General features: G+C 55.5%; 10 protein-coding genes. All 10 read left to right on the top strand.

Annotated features, from left to right (window positions below; all coding sequences use genetic code 11):
* Positions 1-1095: a YCF48-related protein gene (locus tag HLUCCO03_RS13180; RefSeq protein ID WP_292016719.1), complete on the top strand. Its 1095-nt coding sequence runs from the start codon at positions 1-3 to the stop codon at positions 1093-1095.
* A gap of 46 nt (positions 1096-1141) precedes the next feature.
* Positions 1142-3529, top strand: a complete 2388-nt coding sequence (locus tag HLUCCO03_RS13175) for an MMPL family transporter (protein ID WP_027831412.1) — start codon at positions 1142-1144, stop codon at positions 3527-3529.
* Between the two features lie 189 nt (positions 3530-3718).
* A complete protein-coding gene (locus tag HLUCCO03_RS13170) occupies positions 3719-4702 on the top strand; it encodes a TAXI family TRAP transporter solute-binding subunit (protein WP_027831413.1) in 984 nt (327 codons plus the stop codon).
* An 89-nt stretch (positions 4703-4791) separates the two neighbouring features.
* The gene (locus HLUCCO03_RS13165) at positions 4792-7386 is read left to right on the top strand and encodes a TRAP transporter permease (RefSeq protein ID WP_027831414.1); all 2595 of its coding nucleotides are present in this window, start codon (positions 4792-4794) and stop codon (positions 7384-7386) included.
* 151 nt (positions 7387-7537) lie between these two features.
* A complete protein-coding gene (gene thrS / locus HLUCCO03_RS13160) occupies positions 7538-9463 on the top strand; it encodes a threonine--tRNA ligase (RefSeq protein WP_027831415.1) in 1926 nt (641 codons plus the stop codon).
* Positions 9460-10002, top strand: a complete 543-nt coding sequence (gene infC / locus HLUCCO03_RS13155) for a translation initiation factor IF-3 (RefSeq protein WP_081813510.1) — start codon at positions 9460-9462, stop codon at positions 10000-10002. Before thrS ends, infC begins: the two co-directional genes overlap by 4 nt.
* A gap of 94 nt (positions 10003-10096) precedes the next feature.
* On the top strand, positions 10097-10288 hold the full coding sequence (gene rpmI, locus HLUCCO03_RS13150) for a 50S ribosomal protein L35 (protein WP_007151842.1): 192 nt from the start codon (positions 10097-10099) through the stop codon (positions 10286-10288).
* 50 nt (positions 10289-10338) lie between these two features.
* Entirely contained in the window at positions 10339-10692 is a 354-nt protein-coding gene (gene rplT, locus HLUCCO03_RS13145; protein WP_027831417.1) for a 50S ribosomal protein L20, read from the top strand.
* Positions 10693-10830: 138 nt separating this feature from the next.
* Positions 10831-11829 carry a phenylalanine--tRNA ligase subunit alpha gene (gene pheS / locus HLUCCO03_RS13140; protein WP_027831418.1) on the top strand — a complete coding sequence of 333 codons (999 nt, stop codon included), beginning with the start codon at positions 10831-10833 and terminating at the stop codon, positions 11827-11829.
* A 59-nt stretch (positions 11830-11888) separates the two neighbouring features.
* Positions 11889-14261: a phenylalanine--tRNA ligase subunit beta gene (gene pheT, locus HLUCCO03_RS13135; RefSeq protein WP_027831419.1), complete on the top strand. Its 2373-nt coding sequence runs from the start codon at positions 11889-11891 to the stop codon at positions 14259-14261.
* Positions 14262-14264: the final 3 nt, after the last annotated feature.

The following is a 14264-nucleotide window of genomic DNA, read 5'->3' as shown; positions in this document are numbered from 1 at the left end:
ATGGCACTGTCCGCGCCCTCGGTGTTTGCGCTTGCAGATATCATCGAAACCCCTTCCCGGCCCACCCTGCTCGCAGCCGAGCATCTGCTCAACGATGCTGATCGTGCGGGCGAGCGTATCGTGGCGGCTGGTGAGCGTGGTCATATCATTTTTTCGGAAGACGAGGGCAAAACCTGGGTGCAGGGTCAGGTCCCTGTCTCCGTAACCCTGAATGGTATTGATTTCGGCACGGACACGCATGGCTGGGCCGTGGGCCACAGTGGCGTGATTCTGCATTCCGGAGACGCGGGTAAAAGCTGGGAGCTTCAGCTGACCGGCATCGAAGCTGCCGAACTGTCGATTGAAAGCCTGCAGGAACAGATCGAAGAGATGGAACAGGAAATAGAGGACGCTCCGGAAGAGGAAAAAGCCGACCTTGAGTGGGCCCTCGACGATCTGTTCTTCGCCATGGAAAACATGGAGTCGGATCTGGACATCGGGCCGGTGAACCCGCTTCTTGATGTCTGGTTTGAAGATGAGAATCACGGCTTTGTAGTGGGTGCCTACGGAATGTTCCTGCGTACTACTGATGGTGGTGAAACCTGGCAGGACTGGTCGCCCAGAATCGACAATCCTGACGGTTATCACCTCAATGGTATTTCCCGCATCACTGGCGGTGCCTTGGTGATCGTGGGCGAGGCTGGCCAGATCTATGTGTCCGTGGATGGTGGCGAAAGCTGGGAAAAGCGTGAAAGTCCCTATGAAGGTTCGCTGTTCGGGGCCATTGGCACAGGCCAGGTGAATGAGGTTCTGGCCTTCGGCCTGCGTGGCAACATGTTCCTTTCAACCGATCTTGGCAAGAACTGGAAAGTGGTTCCGAACGAAGCCGGCGCGACCCTGAATAACGGGGTGGTTGCGGACGACGGCAGAATAACCCTGGTTGGTAATGGTGGAACCGTTCTGATGAGCACCAATGGTGGCGAGTCCTTCCGGCCCTACTCCCGGGATGACCGGGAAGGCGTGATGGACGTTGTTCCGCTTTCCGGAACCAACCTCCTGATCGTGGGCGAAGGCGGTGCGAAGTTCACCGATGCCCGTGGCAAGAGTCTTCAATAACGCCCTGATGCGGCACCAACAGATCGAAAACGAGAGGGGCTTTTGAATGTCGAACCCGAAGCATGACAAGGGCGAGCATTACCTGACTACACCGAAGGCGGAACCGTTCCTGGAGCGGCTGATCTTCAACAATCGGGCCATTATCCTGATTGCATTTTTCTTCCTGACGCTGTTTCTCGGCTACAACGCCGTCAAAATCCAGCCGGATGCCAGTTTCGAGCGGATGATACCGCTGGAGCATCCCTACATCGTCAATATGCTGGAGCACCGGGACGACCTGGAAAACCTTGGCAACTTTGTGCGTATCGCCGTGGAAGTGAAAGAGGGCGATATATTCACAGAAGAATACATGGAAACCCTGAAGGAGATCACCGACGAGGTGTTCTACCTGAATGGTGTGGATCGTTCCGGGCTGAAATCCCTATGGACCTCCAATGTTCGCTGGGTGGAAGTGACCGAGCAGGGTTTCCAGGGCGGCACAGTTATTCCGGACAACTACGATGGCTCATCCAGGGACAGTCTGGAGCAATTGCGCCAGAACGTGCTCAGGTCAAACGAAGTCGGTCGCCTGATTTCGGATAACTTCCGTTCCACCATCGTGTATGCACCGCTTTATGAAAATAACCCGGAAACCGGTGAGCCGCTGGACTATGGTGAGTTTTCCCGCCAACTGGAAGAAAAAATCCGGGACAAGTACGAAGGTCAGAATCCGAATATCGACATCCACATCGTCGGTTTCGCCAAGAAAGTGGGTGACCTGATCGAGGGTATCGGTTCCATTGCCTGGTTTGCCGGTATTACCATCATTCTTACCACACTGCTCCTGTATGGTTACTCCCGCTGTATCAAGGGGACTCTGGTGCCGGTGTTCACCTCAATCATTGCGGTATTTCTTCAGTTGGGCACGTTGAGGCTGCTGGGGTATGGCCTTGATCCGTACTCGGTGCTGGTTCCGTTCCTGGTATTTGCCATCGGTATCAGTCACGGCGTTCAGATTGTCAACGCCATGGCGGTGGAAGCAGCCAAAGGGTTTGATTCCGTAACCGCGGCACGACTGGCGTTCAGGGCACTCTATATCCCGGGTATGCTGGCGCTGGTTTCCGATGCCTTCGGCTTCCTGACCCTGTTCTTTATTGAAATTGACGTTATCCGGGACCTGGCCATTGCTGCCGGTATCGGTGTGGCATTCGTTATCCTCACCAACCTGGTGCTGCATGTACTGATCATGTCCTACCTGGGCATTTCCAAGGGCGGCGTTCGCCATGTGCAGAACCATGGTGAGAAGCAGGACCGTAAGTGGCGTGTCATGTCCTACTTCGCGCATCCCGGTGTGGCACCGATCTCACTGCTGATCGCGGTAATCGGCCTGGGGCTTGGTCTGTACTACAAGCAGGACCTCAAAGTCGGCGACCTGGACCAGGGCGCACCGGAACTGAGGGCTGATTCCCGCTACAACAAGGATAACGCCTTCATCATCGATAACTACTCCACCAGTGCCGATGTGCTGGTGGTGATGGTGAAAACGGAGGAAGAGCAGTGTACCCAGTACAATACGCTCCGTGCCATGGATACGCTGCAGTGGGAACTGCAGAATACGCCAGGTGTCCAGTCCTCCGCCTCGCTGGCAAACGTATCGAAGATGGTTACCAAGGCGCTGAACGAGGGTAACTGGAAGTGGTATGAAATCTCCCGCAACCAGACCATCATCAATGCGTCCATCCGTGAGGCTCCGGCAGGACTTATCAATACGAACTGCGACCTGACGCCGGTACTTGTGTTCCTTGAGGATCACAAGGCTGAAACCCTGGAAACGGTCACGGAACGTGTTGAGGAGTTTGCAGCCAACAATAACAACGAGGAGCACACTTTCCTTCTGGCGGCGGGTAACGCCGGCGTGGAAGCGGCAACCAATGACGTTATCTCCAGCGCGAAGAACATGATGCTGATCTTCGTCTATGGCGTGGTGGCGGCACTGTGCCTCCTGACGTTCCGTTCAGTGCGCGCGGTATTGTGTATCCTGATTCCGCTGGGACTCACGTCCATACTGGCCGAGGCCATCATGGCGGTGTCGGGTATCGGTATCAAGGTGGCGACGCTGCCGGTTATTGCGCTGGGTGTGGGTATCGGTGTTGACTACGGTATCTATATCTACAGCAAGCTTGAGAAATTCCTGCTTGAGGGCAAGACGCTCCAGGAAGCCTATTTCGAGACCCTGCGGTCTACCGGTAAAGCCGTTATCTTTACCGGTATCACCCTGGGCATTGGTGTGGTGACCTGGATCTTCTCGCCAATCAAGTTCCAGGCAGATATGGGGCTGCTGTTGTTCTTTATGTTCATCTGGAACATGGTGGGCTCTATCTGGCTGCTGCCGGCCCTGGCGCGCTTCCTGTTGCGCCCGGATCGAATGGTGGCCAAGGCCCGTGCAAGCAAATAAGAATTGCAGCCTCTGATCAAAAAAGCCCGCACTGCGGGCTTTTTTGTTGCTCTCTCAATCGGTTAGCGTGCTAAACCTTGCTTTATTTATGGCGCAAAGTGGTCTATGTTTTAAAGGGAACGAAGAAAGCGCCCGTGTTGTTACGCGGGCCGAAATAAAAGCAATAACGATCAGAAAAAGGGAAAAGTCATGACACTGAAACAGAAATTCTCCGCAGTCGCCGTTGCGGCAGCGGTCAGCTTTGGCGCGAGCTCTACTGCGGTATCCGCCGAGGAACAGCAATTCGTCACCATCGGTACCGGTGGTGTAACCGGTGTTTATTATCCGGCTGGTGGTGCCATCTGCCGTCTCGTCAATATGGATCGCAAGGAACACGGCATCCGTTGTTCCGTTGAAAGCACAGGGGGGTCAATCTACAACCTGAATGGCATTCGCGACGGTGAACTTGACCTGGCGGTTGCCCAGTCCGACTGGCAGTTCCATGCACACAACGGAAGCAGTGATTTCGAAGACAAGGGCAAAGACGAAAAACTCCGTGCTGTTTTCTCCCTCCATCCGGAGCCGTTCACTGTTGTTGCCAGCAAGGGTTCTGGCATCAAGACATTTGAAGATCTTGAAGGCAAGCGCGTATCCATCGGTAACCCGGGGTCCGGCCAGCGTGCCACCGCCGAAGTGCTGATGGAGGAAATGGGCTGGAACAAGGACAAGTTCTCCCTCGCAGCCGAGATCAAGGCAGCCGAACAGTCCCAGGCGCTGTGTGACGGCAATATCGATGCCTTCTTCTATACGGTTGGGCATCCTTCCGGTGCTATCAAGGAGGCCACCACCTCCTGTGACAGCGTCATCGTTGAGGTGGATAACGACGCCACCAAGAAGCTGATCGACGAGAACCCGTACTACCGTAAGGCGATCATTCCTGGCGGCATGTACAGGGGCTCTGACGAAGATGTCGCCACCTTCGGCGTTGCCGCAACATTCGTGTCCTCCTCTGACGTTTCGGAAGAGGTTGTCTACGAAGTGGTCAAAGCGGTATTCGAGAATTTCGACAGCTTCAAGCGCCTGCATCCAGCCTTCGAGAATCTGGATAAGAAAGAGATGGTCACTGATGCCAACAGTGCCCCCCTGCATAAAGGTGCAGAGAAGTACTACAAGGAAGCTGGCCTGATCGACTGATCAGCCGGTTGCCAAGCGCAGCGGGTTCGGTCACGAACCCGCTGCGCTTTGTGTTCAGCCTACCGCTTTTGAATTGACAGGAAATACTTATGGCAACGAGTGACCCGTCGAAGGGTGTTGATGTCGATAAGGTCGAAGAGATTCTGCAGACAGAAATCGGCGGGAGGGCAGCCACCGGTAAAGCCGCCACTGTACTTTTTCTTGTTCCATTGGTGTGGTCGCTGTTCCAGTTATGGATAGCCTCGCCACTTCCATACATCGTAAATTTCGGCATTTTCAATTCCACGGAAGCGCGCTCAATACACCTGGCTTTCGCTGTTTTTCTCGCATTTTCTGCGTACCCGATGATCAAGGGCAAACATTCCAGTGCCGTCCCAGTCTATGATTGGGTTCTTGCCCTGATTGCCGCTTTCTGCGCTTCTTACCTCTACGTATTCTACCGGGAACTGTCCAGTCGCCCGGGCTCTCCCACAACCATGGATCTGTGGGTTGCGTTGATCGGCCTCGTGCTTTTGCTGGAAGCCACCCGGCGGGCTCTTGGTTTGCCACTGGCCATTGTCGCCGCTGTTTTTATTACCTATTCCGTCTTCGGGCGCTACATGCCGGATGTCATTGCCCACAAAGGGGTCAGTCTCAACAAGCTGGCTTCTCACCAATGGCTGGGTACCGAGGGCGTGTTCGGGGTCGCACTGGGCGTCTCCACCAGTTTCGTCTTCCTGTTCGTGTTGTTTGGTGCGCTGCTCGAACGGGCAGGGGCCGGTAACTACTTCATCAAGGTTGCCTACGCAATGCTTGGGCACATGCGAGGCGGTCCTGCCAAGGCGGCCGTTGTATCCAGTGGGCTCAGTGGCATCATTTCCGGCTCCTCCATCGCAAACGTGGTGACCACCGGTACCTTTACCATTCCGCTGATGAAGCGTGTTGGCTTTCCGGCCACCAAGGCCGGGGCGGTGGAAGTTGCAGCCTCAACCAATGGCCAGTTGACCCCCCCTGTTATGGGCGCAGCGGCATTCCTGATGGTTGAGTATGTCGGAATTTCCTATCTGGAAGTCATCAAGCATGCGATTCTGCCTGCGATGATCTCCTACGTGGCACTGATTTACATCGTTCACCTGGAAGCCTGCAAGCTCAATATGAAAGGTATTGAGCGCCCCAACCGGCCTTCGCTGGCTCAGCGGATGCTAAGCTGGGTTGTTCTGTTGATAGGCCTTTGTGTACTCACCCTGGCTGTCTATTACGGCATTGGCTGGGTGAAGGCATGGCTGGGGGACGGGGCTGCCTGGGTGCTCGGGCCCATACTTCTGTTGAGTTACATCGGCCTGGTTGCCTATGGCACCCGCTTCCCGGAGCTTGAAGTCGATGACCCCAGCAAGGAAATGGGCGCGTTACCGGAAGTAGGCCCCACGGTTAAAAGTGGCCTGTTTTTCCTGCTGCCCGTGGTTGTACTGATCTGGTGCCTGACGGTGGAGCGTTTTTCTCCGCAGCTGTCAGCGTTCTGGGCAACCATGTTCATGGTGTTTATCGTTGTTACCCAGCGCCCTATGCAAGCGTATTTTCGCAAACACGGCGCGTTTCTTGGTGCCTTCAGGGAGGGGTTGGGCGACCTGGTGCATTCCCTGGCTACCGGCGGCCGGAATATGGTCGGAATTGGTGTTGCCACGGCAACAGCTGGCATCGTGGTGGGTACGGTTACCCTGACCGGCATCGGATTGGTGATGACGGAATTCGTTGAACTTCTGTCCGGCGGCAACCTGCTGCTGATGCTCATCTTTACCGCCGTCATCAGCCTGATACTTGGAATGGGTCTACCGACAACTGCCAATTACATTGTAGTGTCCACGCTGATGGCGCCGGTGATCGTGACGCTGGGCGCCGAAAGCGGCCTGCTGGTGCCGTTGATTGCGGTACACCTGTTCGTGTTCTACTTCGGGATACTGGCAGATGACACTCCCCCGGTTGGTCTGGCAGCCTATGCCGCCGCTGCTATTTCAGGAGCGGATCCGATACGAACGGGTATTCAGGGTTTTGCCTACGATATCCGTACCGCGATTCTGCCGTTCATGTTTATCTTCAACACCCAGTTGCTGTTGATCGGGCTGACAGGGTGGTTTGACCTGTTGCTCACGGTTTTCAGCGCCGTTACAGCCATGCTGGTGTTCGCCGCTGCAACCCAGGGGTACTGGTTTACCAAAACCCGATGGTGGGAAACCCTGGCGTTGCTGTTGATTACGTTCACCATGTTTCGTCCCGGATACTGGTGGGACCGCGTATATCCGCCAACGGAGGAACGTCCCGGGGCCGAAATCATGGAGTATGTGGAAGAAGTGCCTGCGGATAAGGACATTGTGCTGAAAGTCTCGGGAACGTCCATGGACGGCAACGATGTGTCCACCTATCTCAAACTGGAAATCCCCGGGGGCGACAGCCCGGAGGAGCGACTGCTGGGGGCTGGTCTTGATTTGAGTACTGACGGGGACGTCATGACGGTCAACACGGTTGAATTCGACAGTCCGGCAGAAGATGCCGGTATTGACTTCGGCTGGACCATCGAAGCGTTTCAGGTTGAGCTGGAGCGCCCACCCAAAGAGCTGATGTTTATTCCGGCGCTGATACTTCTTGGGCTCGTGGCCTTCGGCCAGTTGCGGCGCAAGAGCCGGGAGGACGCGCAGGAAGCAACGGCGTGACCAACCTCCTGGTGTCGTGAAAACCCGGCATTAACCTGCCGGGTTTTTTTCTGTTAAACTCCTGCCCGCAACGGTCCGCGGTTTGTATCGTGGCCAACCGTCAACATGTGGTCTTTGGTACGGATCACCTCTGAGACTCAAGGAGCCAATTATGCCTGTCGTTACCCTGCCTGATGGCAGTCACCGCAGTTTTGCCGAATCTGTCACCGTTCACGATGTCGCAGCAGACATCGGTGCCGGTCTTGCCAAGGCCGCTATCGCCGGCCGTGTAAATGGCAAGCTGGTTGATACCAGCTATTGCATTGAGGAAGATGCTGATCTTGCCATTGTTACCGAGCGGGATGAGGACGGCGTTGATATTATCCGCCACTCCACCGCCCACCTGCTGGCCATGGCCGTCAAGGAGCTGTTTCCCTCGGCCCAGGTAACCATCGGGCCGGTTGTGGACAATGGCTTCTATTATGATTTCAAATTCGACCGGCCATTTACCAACGAGGATCTGAGCCGGATTGAAAAACGCATGGAAGAGCTGGCAAAGCAGGATATTCCCGTGTCCCGCTCGGTGATGTCCCGTGATGAGGCCGTGCGTCTGTTTGATGAAATGGGTGAGGAATACAAGGTCCGCATCATTGAGGATATCCCTGGCGACGAGGACCTGTCTTTCTACCGCCAGGGCGACTTTATCGACCTGTGCCGCGGCCCCCATGTGCCCAGCACCGGCAAGCTCAAGGCATTCAAACTGACCAAGGTGGCCGGCGCATACTGGCGCGGGGATACCAGCAACGAACAGTTGCAGCGGGTCTACGGCACGGCCTGGGGTAACAAGAAGGATCTGAAGGCCTATCTCCATCGCCTTGAAGAGGCGGAGAAACGTGATCATCGCAAGATTGGCAAGAAACTGAGCCTGTTCCACATGCAGGAAGAAGCGCCTGGCATGGTGTTCTGGCATCCGGATGGCTGGTCCCTGTACCAGGAAATTGAACAGTACATGCGCCGCAAACAGCATGAGCATGGCTACCAGGAAATCAGGACGCCGCAGGTGGTTTCCAGGGCGCTCTGGGAGAAGTCCGGGCACTGGGACAAGTTCAAGGACGACATGTTTACCACCGAGTCCGAGAAACACGACTATGCCATCAAGCCCATGAACTGCCCCTGTCACGTACAGGTGTTCAATCAGGGCCTGAAAAGCTACAAGGATCTGCCCCTGCGCCTGGCGGAGTTCGGCTCCTGCCACCGCAACGAAGCCTCGGGCGCCTTGCATGGCCTGATGCGGGTTCGCGGGTTTACCCAGGATGACGCCCACATTTTCTGTGAAGAAGATGCGATTCAGCAGGAAGTGTCGGACTTTATCCAGATGCTCCACGAGATCTACGAAGACTTCGGGTTTACCGAAATCCTCTACAAGCTTTCAACCCGCCCGGAAAAACGCGTGGGTTCTGACGAAGTCTGGGACAAGGCAGAGGCCGCCCTGGAAGAGGCCCTGAACCGTGAAGGCGTTGATTGGGAGCTGTTGCCGGGCGAGGGGGCGTTTTACGGCCCGAAAATCGAGTTTTCCCTGAAAGACTGCATCGGCCGGGTATGGCAGTGTGGTACCATTCAGGTCGATTTTTCCATGCCGGGTCGCCTGGGCGCACAATATGTTGCGGACAACTCGGAGCGCAAGACGCCGGTTATGCTGCACAGGGCGGTGTTGGGGTCTTTCGAACGGTTTATCGGGATCCTTATAGAAGAATACGAGGGCGCATTCCCGACCTGGCTGGCCCCAACGCAGATTGCGGTGCTGAATATTACCGATAATCAGCGTGATTATTGCCAGAATCTTGCAAAAAAATGGGATTCCCTTGGCTATAGGGTTAATGCCGACTTGAGAAACGAGAAGATCGGCTTTAAAATCCGCGAGCATACTATTAACAAAGTCCCTTTCCTTGTTGTTGTCGGCGACAAAGAAGTCGAGAACAACGCCGTTGCGGTGAGAACCCGCAAGGGCGAAGATTTGGGGACTTTATCGCTGGACGCGTTTGAGCAGCTGATGGCTGAGGAAATTGAACGTAAAGGCCGAACCAAAACGGAGATCTGATTATTAAACAGCGAGCGAATCGGGGGCGTACACCAAAGGCGCCGATCAATGAGAATATTGACGCAACGGAAGTCCGTCTGATCGATGCCGAAGGCAATCAGGTCGGTGTCGTATCGATCGAAGATGCACTCAAGCAGGCTGAAGAAGCGTCTCTTGACCTGGTTCAGGTTACGGATTCCGATCCGATCGTCTGTAAGATAATGGACTACGGCAAGAAAATCTTCGATGAGAAGAAGGCCAAGGCTGCTGCGAAGAAAAAGCAGAAGCAGACCCAGGTCAAAGAGCTTAAGTTCCGTCCAGGAACTGAAGAGGGGGATTATCAGGTCAAACTACGCAACCTGGTACGTTTCCTTGAAAACGGGGACCGCGGCAAAATCACTATTCGCTTCCGTGGGCGTGAGATGGCACACCAGGAAATCGGTATGAAGCTCATGAACAGAATCGAGGCGGATATTGAAGAGCTTGCCCAGGTAGAACAGCGGCCGAAAATGGAAGGCCGCCAGATGACCATGGTTGTGGCTCCCCGCAAAAAGAAGTGAACCTGATCCGGTGATGATCCCCCGCGGTCGCGGGGGATTTGTCGTTCAGGGGCACATTGATGTCATTTAAAAACAGAATGCGGAGTTTTAAAAAATGCCCAAGATGAAAACCAAAAGCGGGGCCACCAAGCGGTTCAAGAAAACCGCCACTGGCTTCAAGCACAAGCAGTCCTTCACCAGTCATATCTTGACCAAGAAGAGCCCCAAGCGTAAGCGTCAGCTCCGTGGTACCAAGCTGATTGCCAAGTCTGATGTGGCTTCCATCAAGCGTATGACAGCGTGCTGATTCAGCCGCTAACGATTCCTGCAAAGGTTTAAAGGTAGAAGGATTAAAGTATGGCTCGTGTAAAACGTGGCGTGGTAGCACGTCGTCGTCACAAGAAAATCATGAATCAGGCCAAGGGTTACTACGGAGCGCGTAGCCGCGTCTATCGTGTAGCCAAGCAGGCGGTTATCAAGGCTGGTCAGTATGCTTACCGTGACCGTCGCAATCGCAAGCGTTCATTCCGCGCACTGTGGATCGCCCGTATCAATGCCGGCGCCCGTGCCAACGGTCTGTCCTACAGCCGTCTGATTGCAGGCCTGAAAAAGGCTAACGTTGAGATTGATCGCAAAGTTCTGGCTGACCTGGCCATGAACGAGCAGCAAGCGTTTACTGCTGTTGTTGAGAAGGCAAAAGCGTCTCTGTGATCGCTTAGCTCTTTCATCGGTTACTGATCGATCCGGGCGTCTCCATGGGTTCATGAAGACGCCTTCTGATAGGGGAAGGGCGCGCTCTTCCCCTATTTTTGTTTAAAGCGATTCCATTTCTGGATTGGAGCAGGGTCAATGGAAAACCTGGATCAACTCGTTCAGGACGGTCTGGCAGCGGTTGAGAGTGCCGACAGCTTGCAGGCACTGGATCAGATTCGTGTTGAATACCTTGGCAAGAAGGGTGTCATCACCCAGCAGGCGAAGACACTGGGCAAACTGTCTGCAGAGGAGCGCCCGGCCGCCGGCCAGAAAATCAACGAAGCCAAGGGGCAGGTAGAACAGGCCATCAACGCCCGCCGGACGGATCTCGAGCGCGCGGCCATCGAGCAGAAGCTGGCCAGTGAATCGATTGACGTGACCTTGCCGGGCCGTGGCCAGGACCTCGGCGGGCTGCACCCGGTAACCAGGACCCTGCAGCGTATCGAGCAGTTTTTCTCCCGTGCCGGCTACACCGTTGAGCAGGGCCCTGAAATAGAAGACGATTATCACAACTTCGAAGCGCTGAACATTCCCGGGCACCATCCCGCCCGCGCAATGCACGACACCTTCTATTTCAATCCGGGAACCTTGCTGCGCACCCACACCTCTCCGGTTCAGATCCGCACCATGGAGGCTGGCAAGCCACCGTTCCGGATGATCTGCCCCGGGCGGGTCTATCGCTGTGATTCCGACATGACCCACACACCCATGTTCCATCAGGTGGAAGGGCTGCTGGTGGAAAAAGACGTCAGCTTTGCCGATCTGAAGAGTACCGTTGAAGAATTTCTGAGGGTGTTCTTCGAGCGCGATCTGGAAGTGCGTTTCCGGCCGTCCTATTTCCCGTTCACGGAACCCTCCGCGGAAGTGGATATCGAATGGGGGCGTGAAGAAGACGGCAGCATCAAGTGGCTGGAAGTGATGGGCTGCGGCATGGTTCATCCCAAAGTATTCGAGCATTGCGGTATCGACGCCGAAGAATACCGGGGCTTTGCGTTTGGTCTCGGCGTTGAGCGGCTTGCCATGCTTCGCTATGGCGTGAATGACCTGCGTATGTTCTTCGAAAACGATCTCCGCTTCCTGCGGCAGTTCCGTTGAGCAGGCTGTCAGGGCAATTGAATTAACAGGCACAACCGCACCAGGACAAGGCAGATACCATGAAATTCAGTGAGCAGTGGCTACGGGAATGGGTCAATCCGGCGAACGACACCCAGGCATTGATGGACCAGATCACCATGGCGGGTCTGGAAGTTGACGGATTCGAGCCGGTAGCCGGCAAGTTCAGTGGCATTGTGGTGGGTGAGGTGACTTCCGTATCGCCCCATCCGGATGCGGACAAACTGCGGGTCTGCCAGGTCAATGATGGCAGCCAGACGGTGCAGGTGGTGTGTGGTGCCCCCAATGTTCGTGAAGGCCTCAAGGTGCCTTTTGCTGTTGTGGGCGCGGTGTTGCCGGGTGATTTCAGGATCAGGAAGGCAAAGCTCCGAGGCCAGCCATCCGAAGGCATGCTGTGTTCTGAAGCCGAACTGGGCCTGTCCGAGAATCACGACGGCCTTATGGAACTGCCCGAAGATGCACCGGTGGGCCAGGAGCTGAGTGATTTCCTCAAACTGAACGATGTCACCATCGATGTGGACCTGACCCCGAACCGCAGCGACTGCCTGTCTATCAAGGGTATTGCCCGTGAGGTGGGGGTATTGAACAGCCTGGTGGTTGAAGGCCCGGACATTGCCCCGGTGGAAGCAGTACATTCCGAGGTGCCGGAGATTGCTGTCAGGGCGCCTGCAGGCTGCCCACGCTACCTGGGCCGGATCCTGCGCAATGTGGACTTGAGCGTGGAGTCGCCGCTCTGGATGCAGGAGAAGCTGCGTCGCTCCGGTATCCGCTCGATTGATGCGGCGGTGGATGTCACCAACTACGTCATGCTGGAACTGGGCCAGCCGCTGCATGCGTTTGACCGCGATGAAATTGAAGGCGGTATTGTTGTCCGCATGGCGGAGCCCGGTGAAAAACTGGTACTGCTTGACGGCCAGGAAGTCGAGCTGACCGGAGATACACTGGTCATAGCCGACCATGCCAAGCCGATTGCCATTGCCGGCGTGATGGGCGGCGAGCACTCCGGTGTCAGCGAGAAAACCCGGGACCTGATCCTGGAAGCGGCGTATTTCGATCCGATCACCCTCGCGGGCAAGGCGCGCCATTATGGCCTGCATACCGATGCGTCCCACCGCTTTGAACGGGGCGTGGACTATGAGCTGGCCCGGGATGCCATGGAGCGGGCAACGGCGTTGCTGATGTCCATCGTGGGCGGCGAGCCCGGCGATATTGTAGAGGTAGTCAGCAAGCAGGATCTGCCGGAAGACCGTACCGTGGATCTTCGTGAGCAGCGGGTTGCCGATGTGCTGGGGCTGGAAATCGACCGGACCACCGTTGAGGAAATCCTGACCCGGCTTGGTCTTCATATCGACAAACTGCTGAAGAATGGCTGGCGTGTGCACGTACCCAGCTTTCGCCCGGATATCAGCATTGAAGAGGACCTGATTGAGGAAATTGGCCGGATCTACGGGTATAACAATCTGCCGGTCACTGAGCCCACCGGGTCACTGGGGCTGAGAGTTCAGGAAGAGGCGGTGCGTCCGGTCTCTGCCATCCAGAATTATTTTGTCGCCTGCGGTTACCAGGAAGCAATCACCTACAGCTTCGTGGATCCGAAAGTCCAGGGGCTGGTGGATCCCGGGCGGGAAGGCATTGCCCTGGCAAACCCCATTTCTTCCGATCTTTCGGTTATGCGCACCAGTCTCTGGAGCGGATTGCTGAAAACCGTTGCCCATAACCAGAATCGCCAGCAGCCCCGTATCCGGTTGTTCGAGACCGGTCTCCGGTTCGTCACCCAGGGCGACCAGATCGATCAGCAACCCATGCTGGCCGGGGTGGTCGTTGGGAATCAGTTGCCGGAAAACTGGGCCAACGGTCGCAGAAATGCCGATTTCTTTGATGTAAAAGGGGAACTGGAAAGCCTGTTCCGACTACTCGGGATCGACATCCAGTTTCTTGCCAGCCAGCACCCGGCGCTGCATCCGGGCCAGACCGCGGAACTTCTGCGCGATGGAGAACATGTAGGCTGGCTGGGCACGTTGCACCCACAAGTTCAGAAAAAACTGGAACTTAATGGCACGATTCTGATGTTTGAGCTATTCTTGAATTCGATCGTTTCGGGATATGTGCCTAATTTCAAAGATATTTCAAAATTCCCTGAAGTTCGGCGGGATTTGGCTATCATTATTGGAAGCGATGTGGGGTTTGCAGATGTCGAGCGTGTGGCTAAAAAGCACGCCGGCGAGTACCTCACAGCTTTGCGTGCGTTTGATGTCTATGAAGGTGAAAGCCTGGGTGAAGGTAATCGCAGCCTTGCCCTCAGCCTGTTCTGGCAGCATCCCGAGCGCACACTAAATGAAGAAGAGGTGCATTCGCTCTTCAACGGTGTCATCGAGGCATTGCAGGAAGAGTTGGGGGCAACACTGAGGAGTTAACAG

Origin of the sequence: Marinobacter sp. HL-58 (assembly GCF_001314605.1) — a bacterium.
In the GTDB taxonomy this organism is placed as follows: Bacteria; Pseudomonadota; Gammaproteobacteria; order Pseudomonadales; family Oleiphilaceae; genus Marinobacter.
This window is presented reverse-complemented; position numbering and strand designations above follow the sequence as displayed.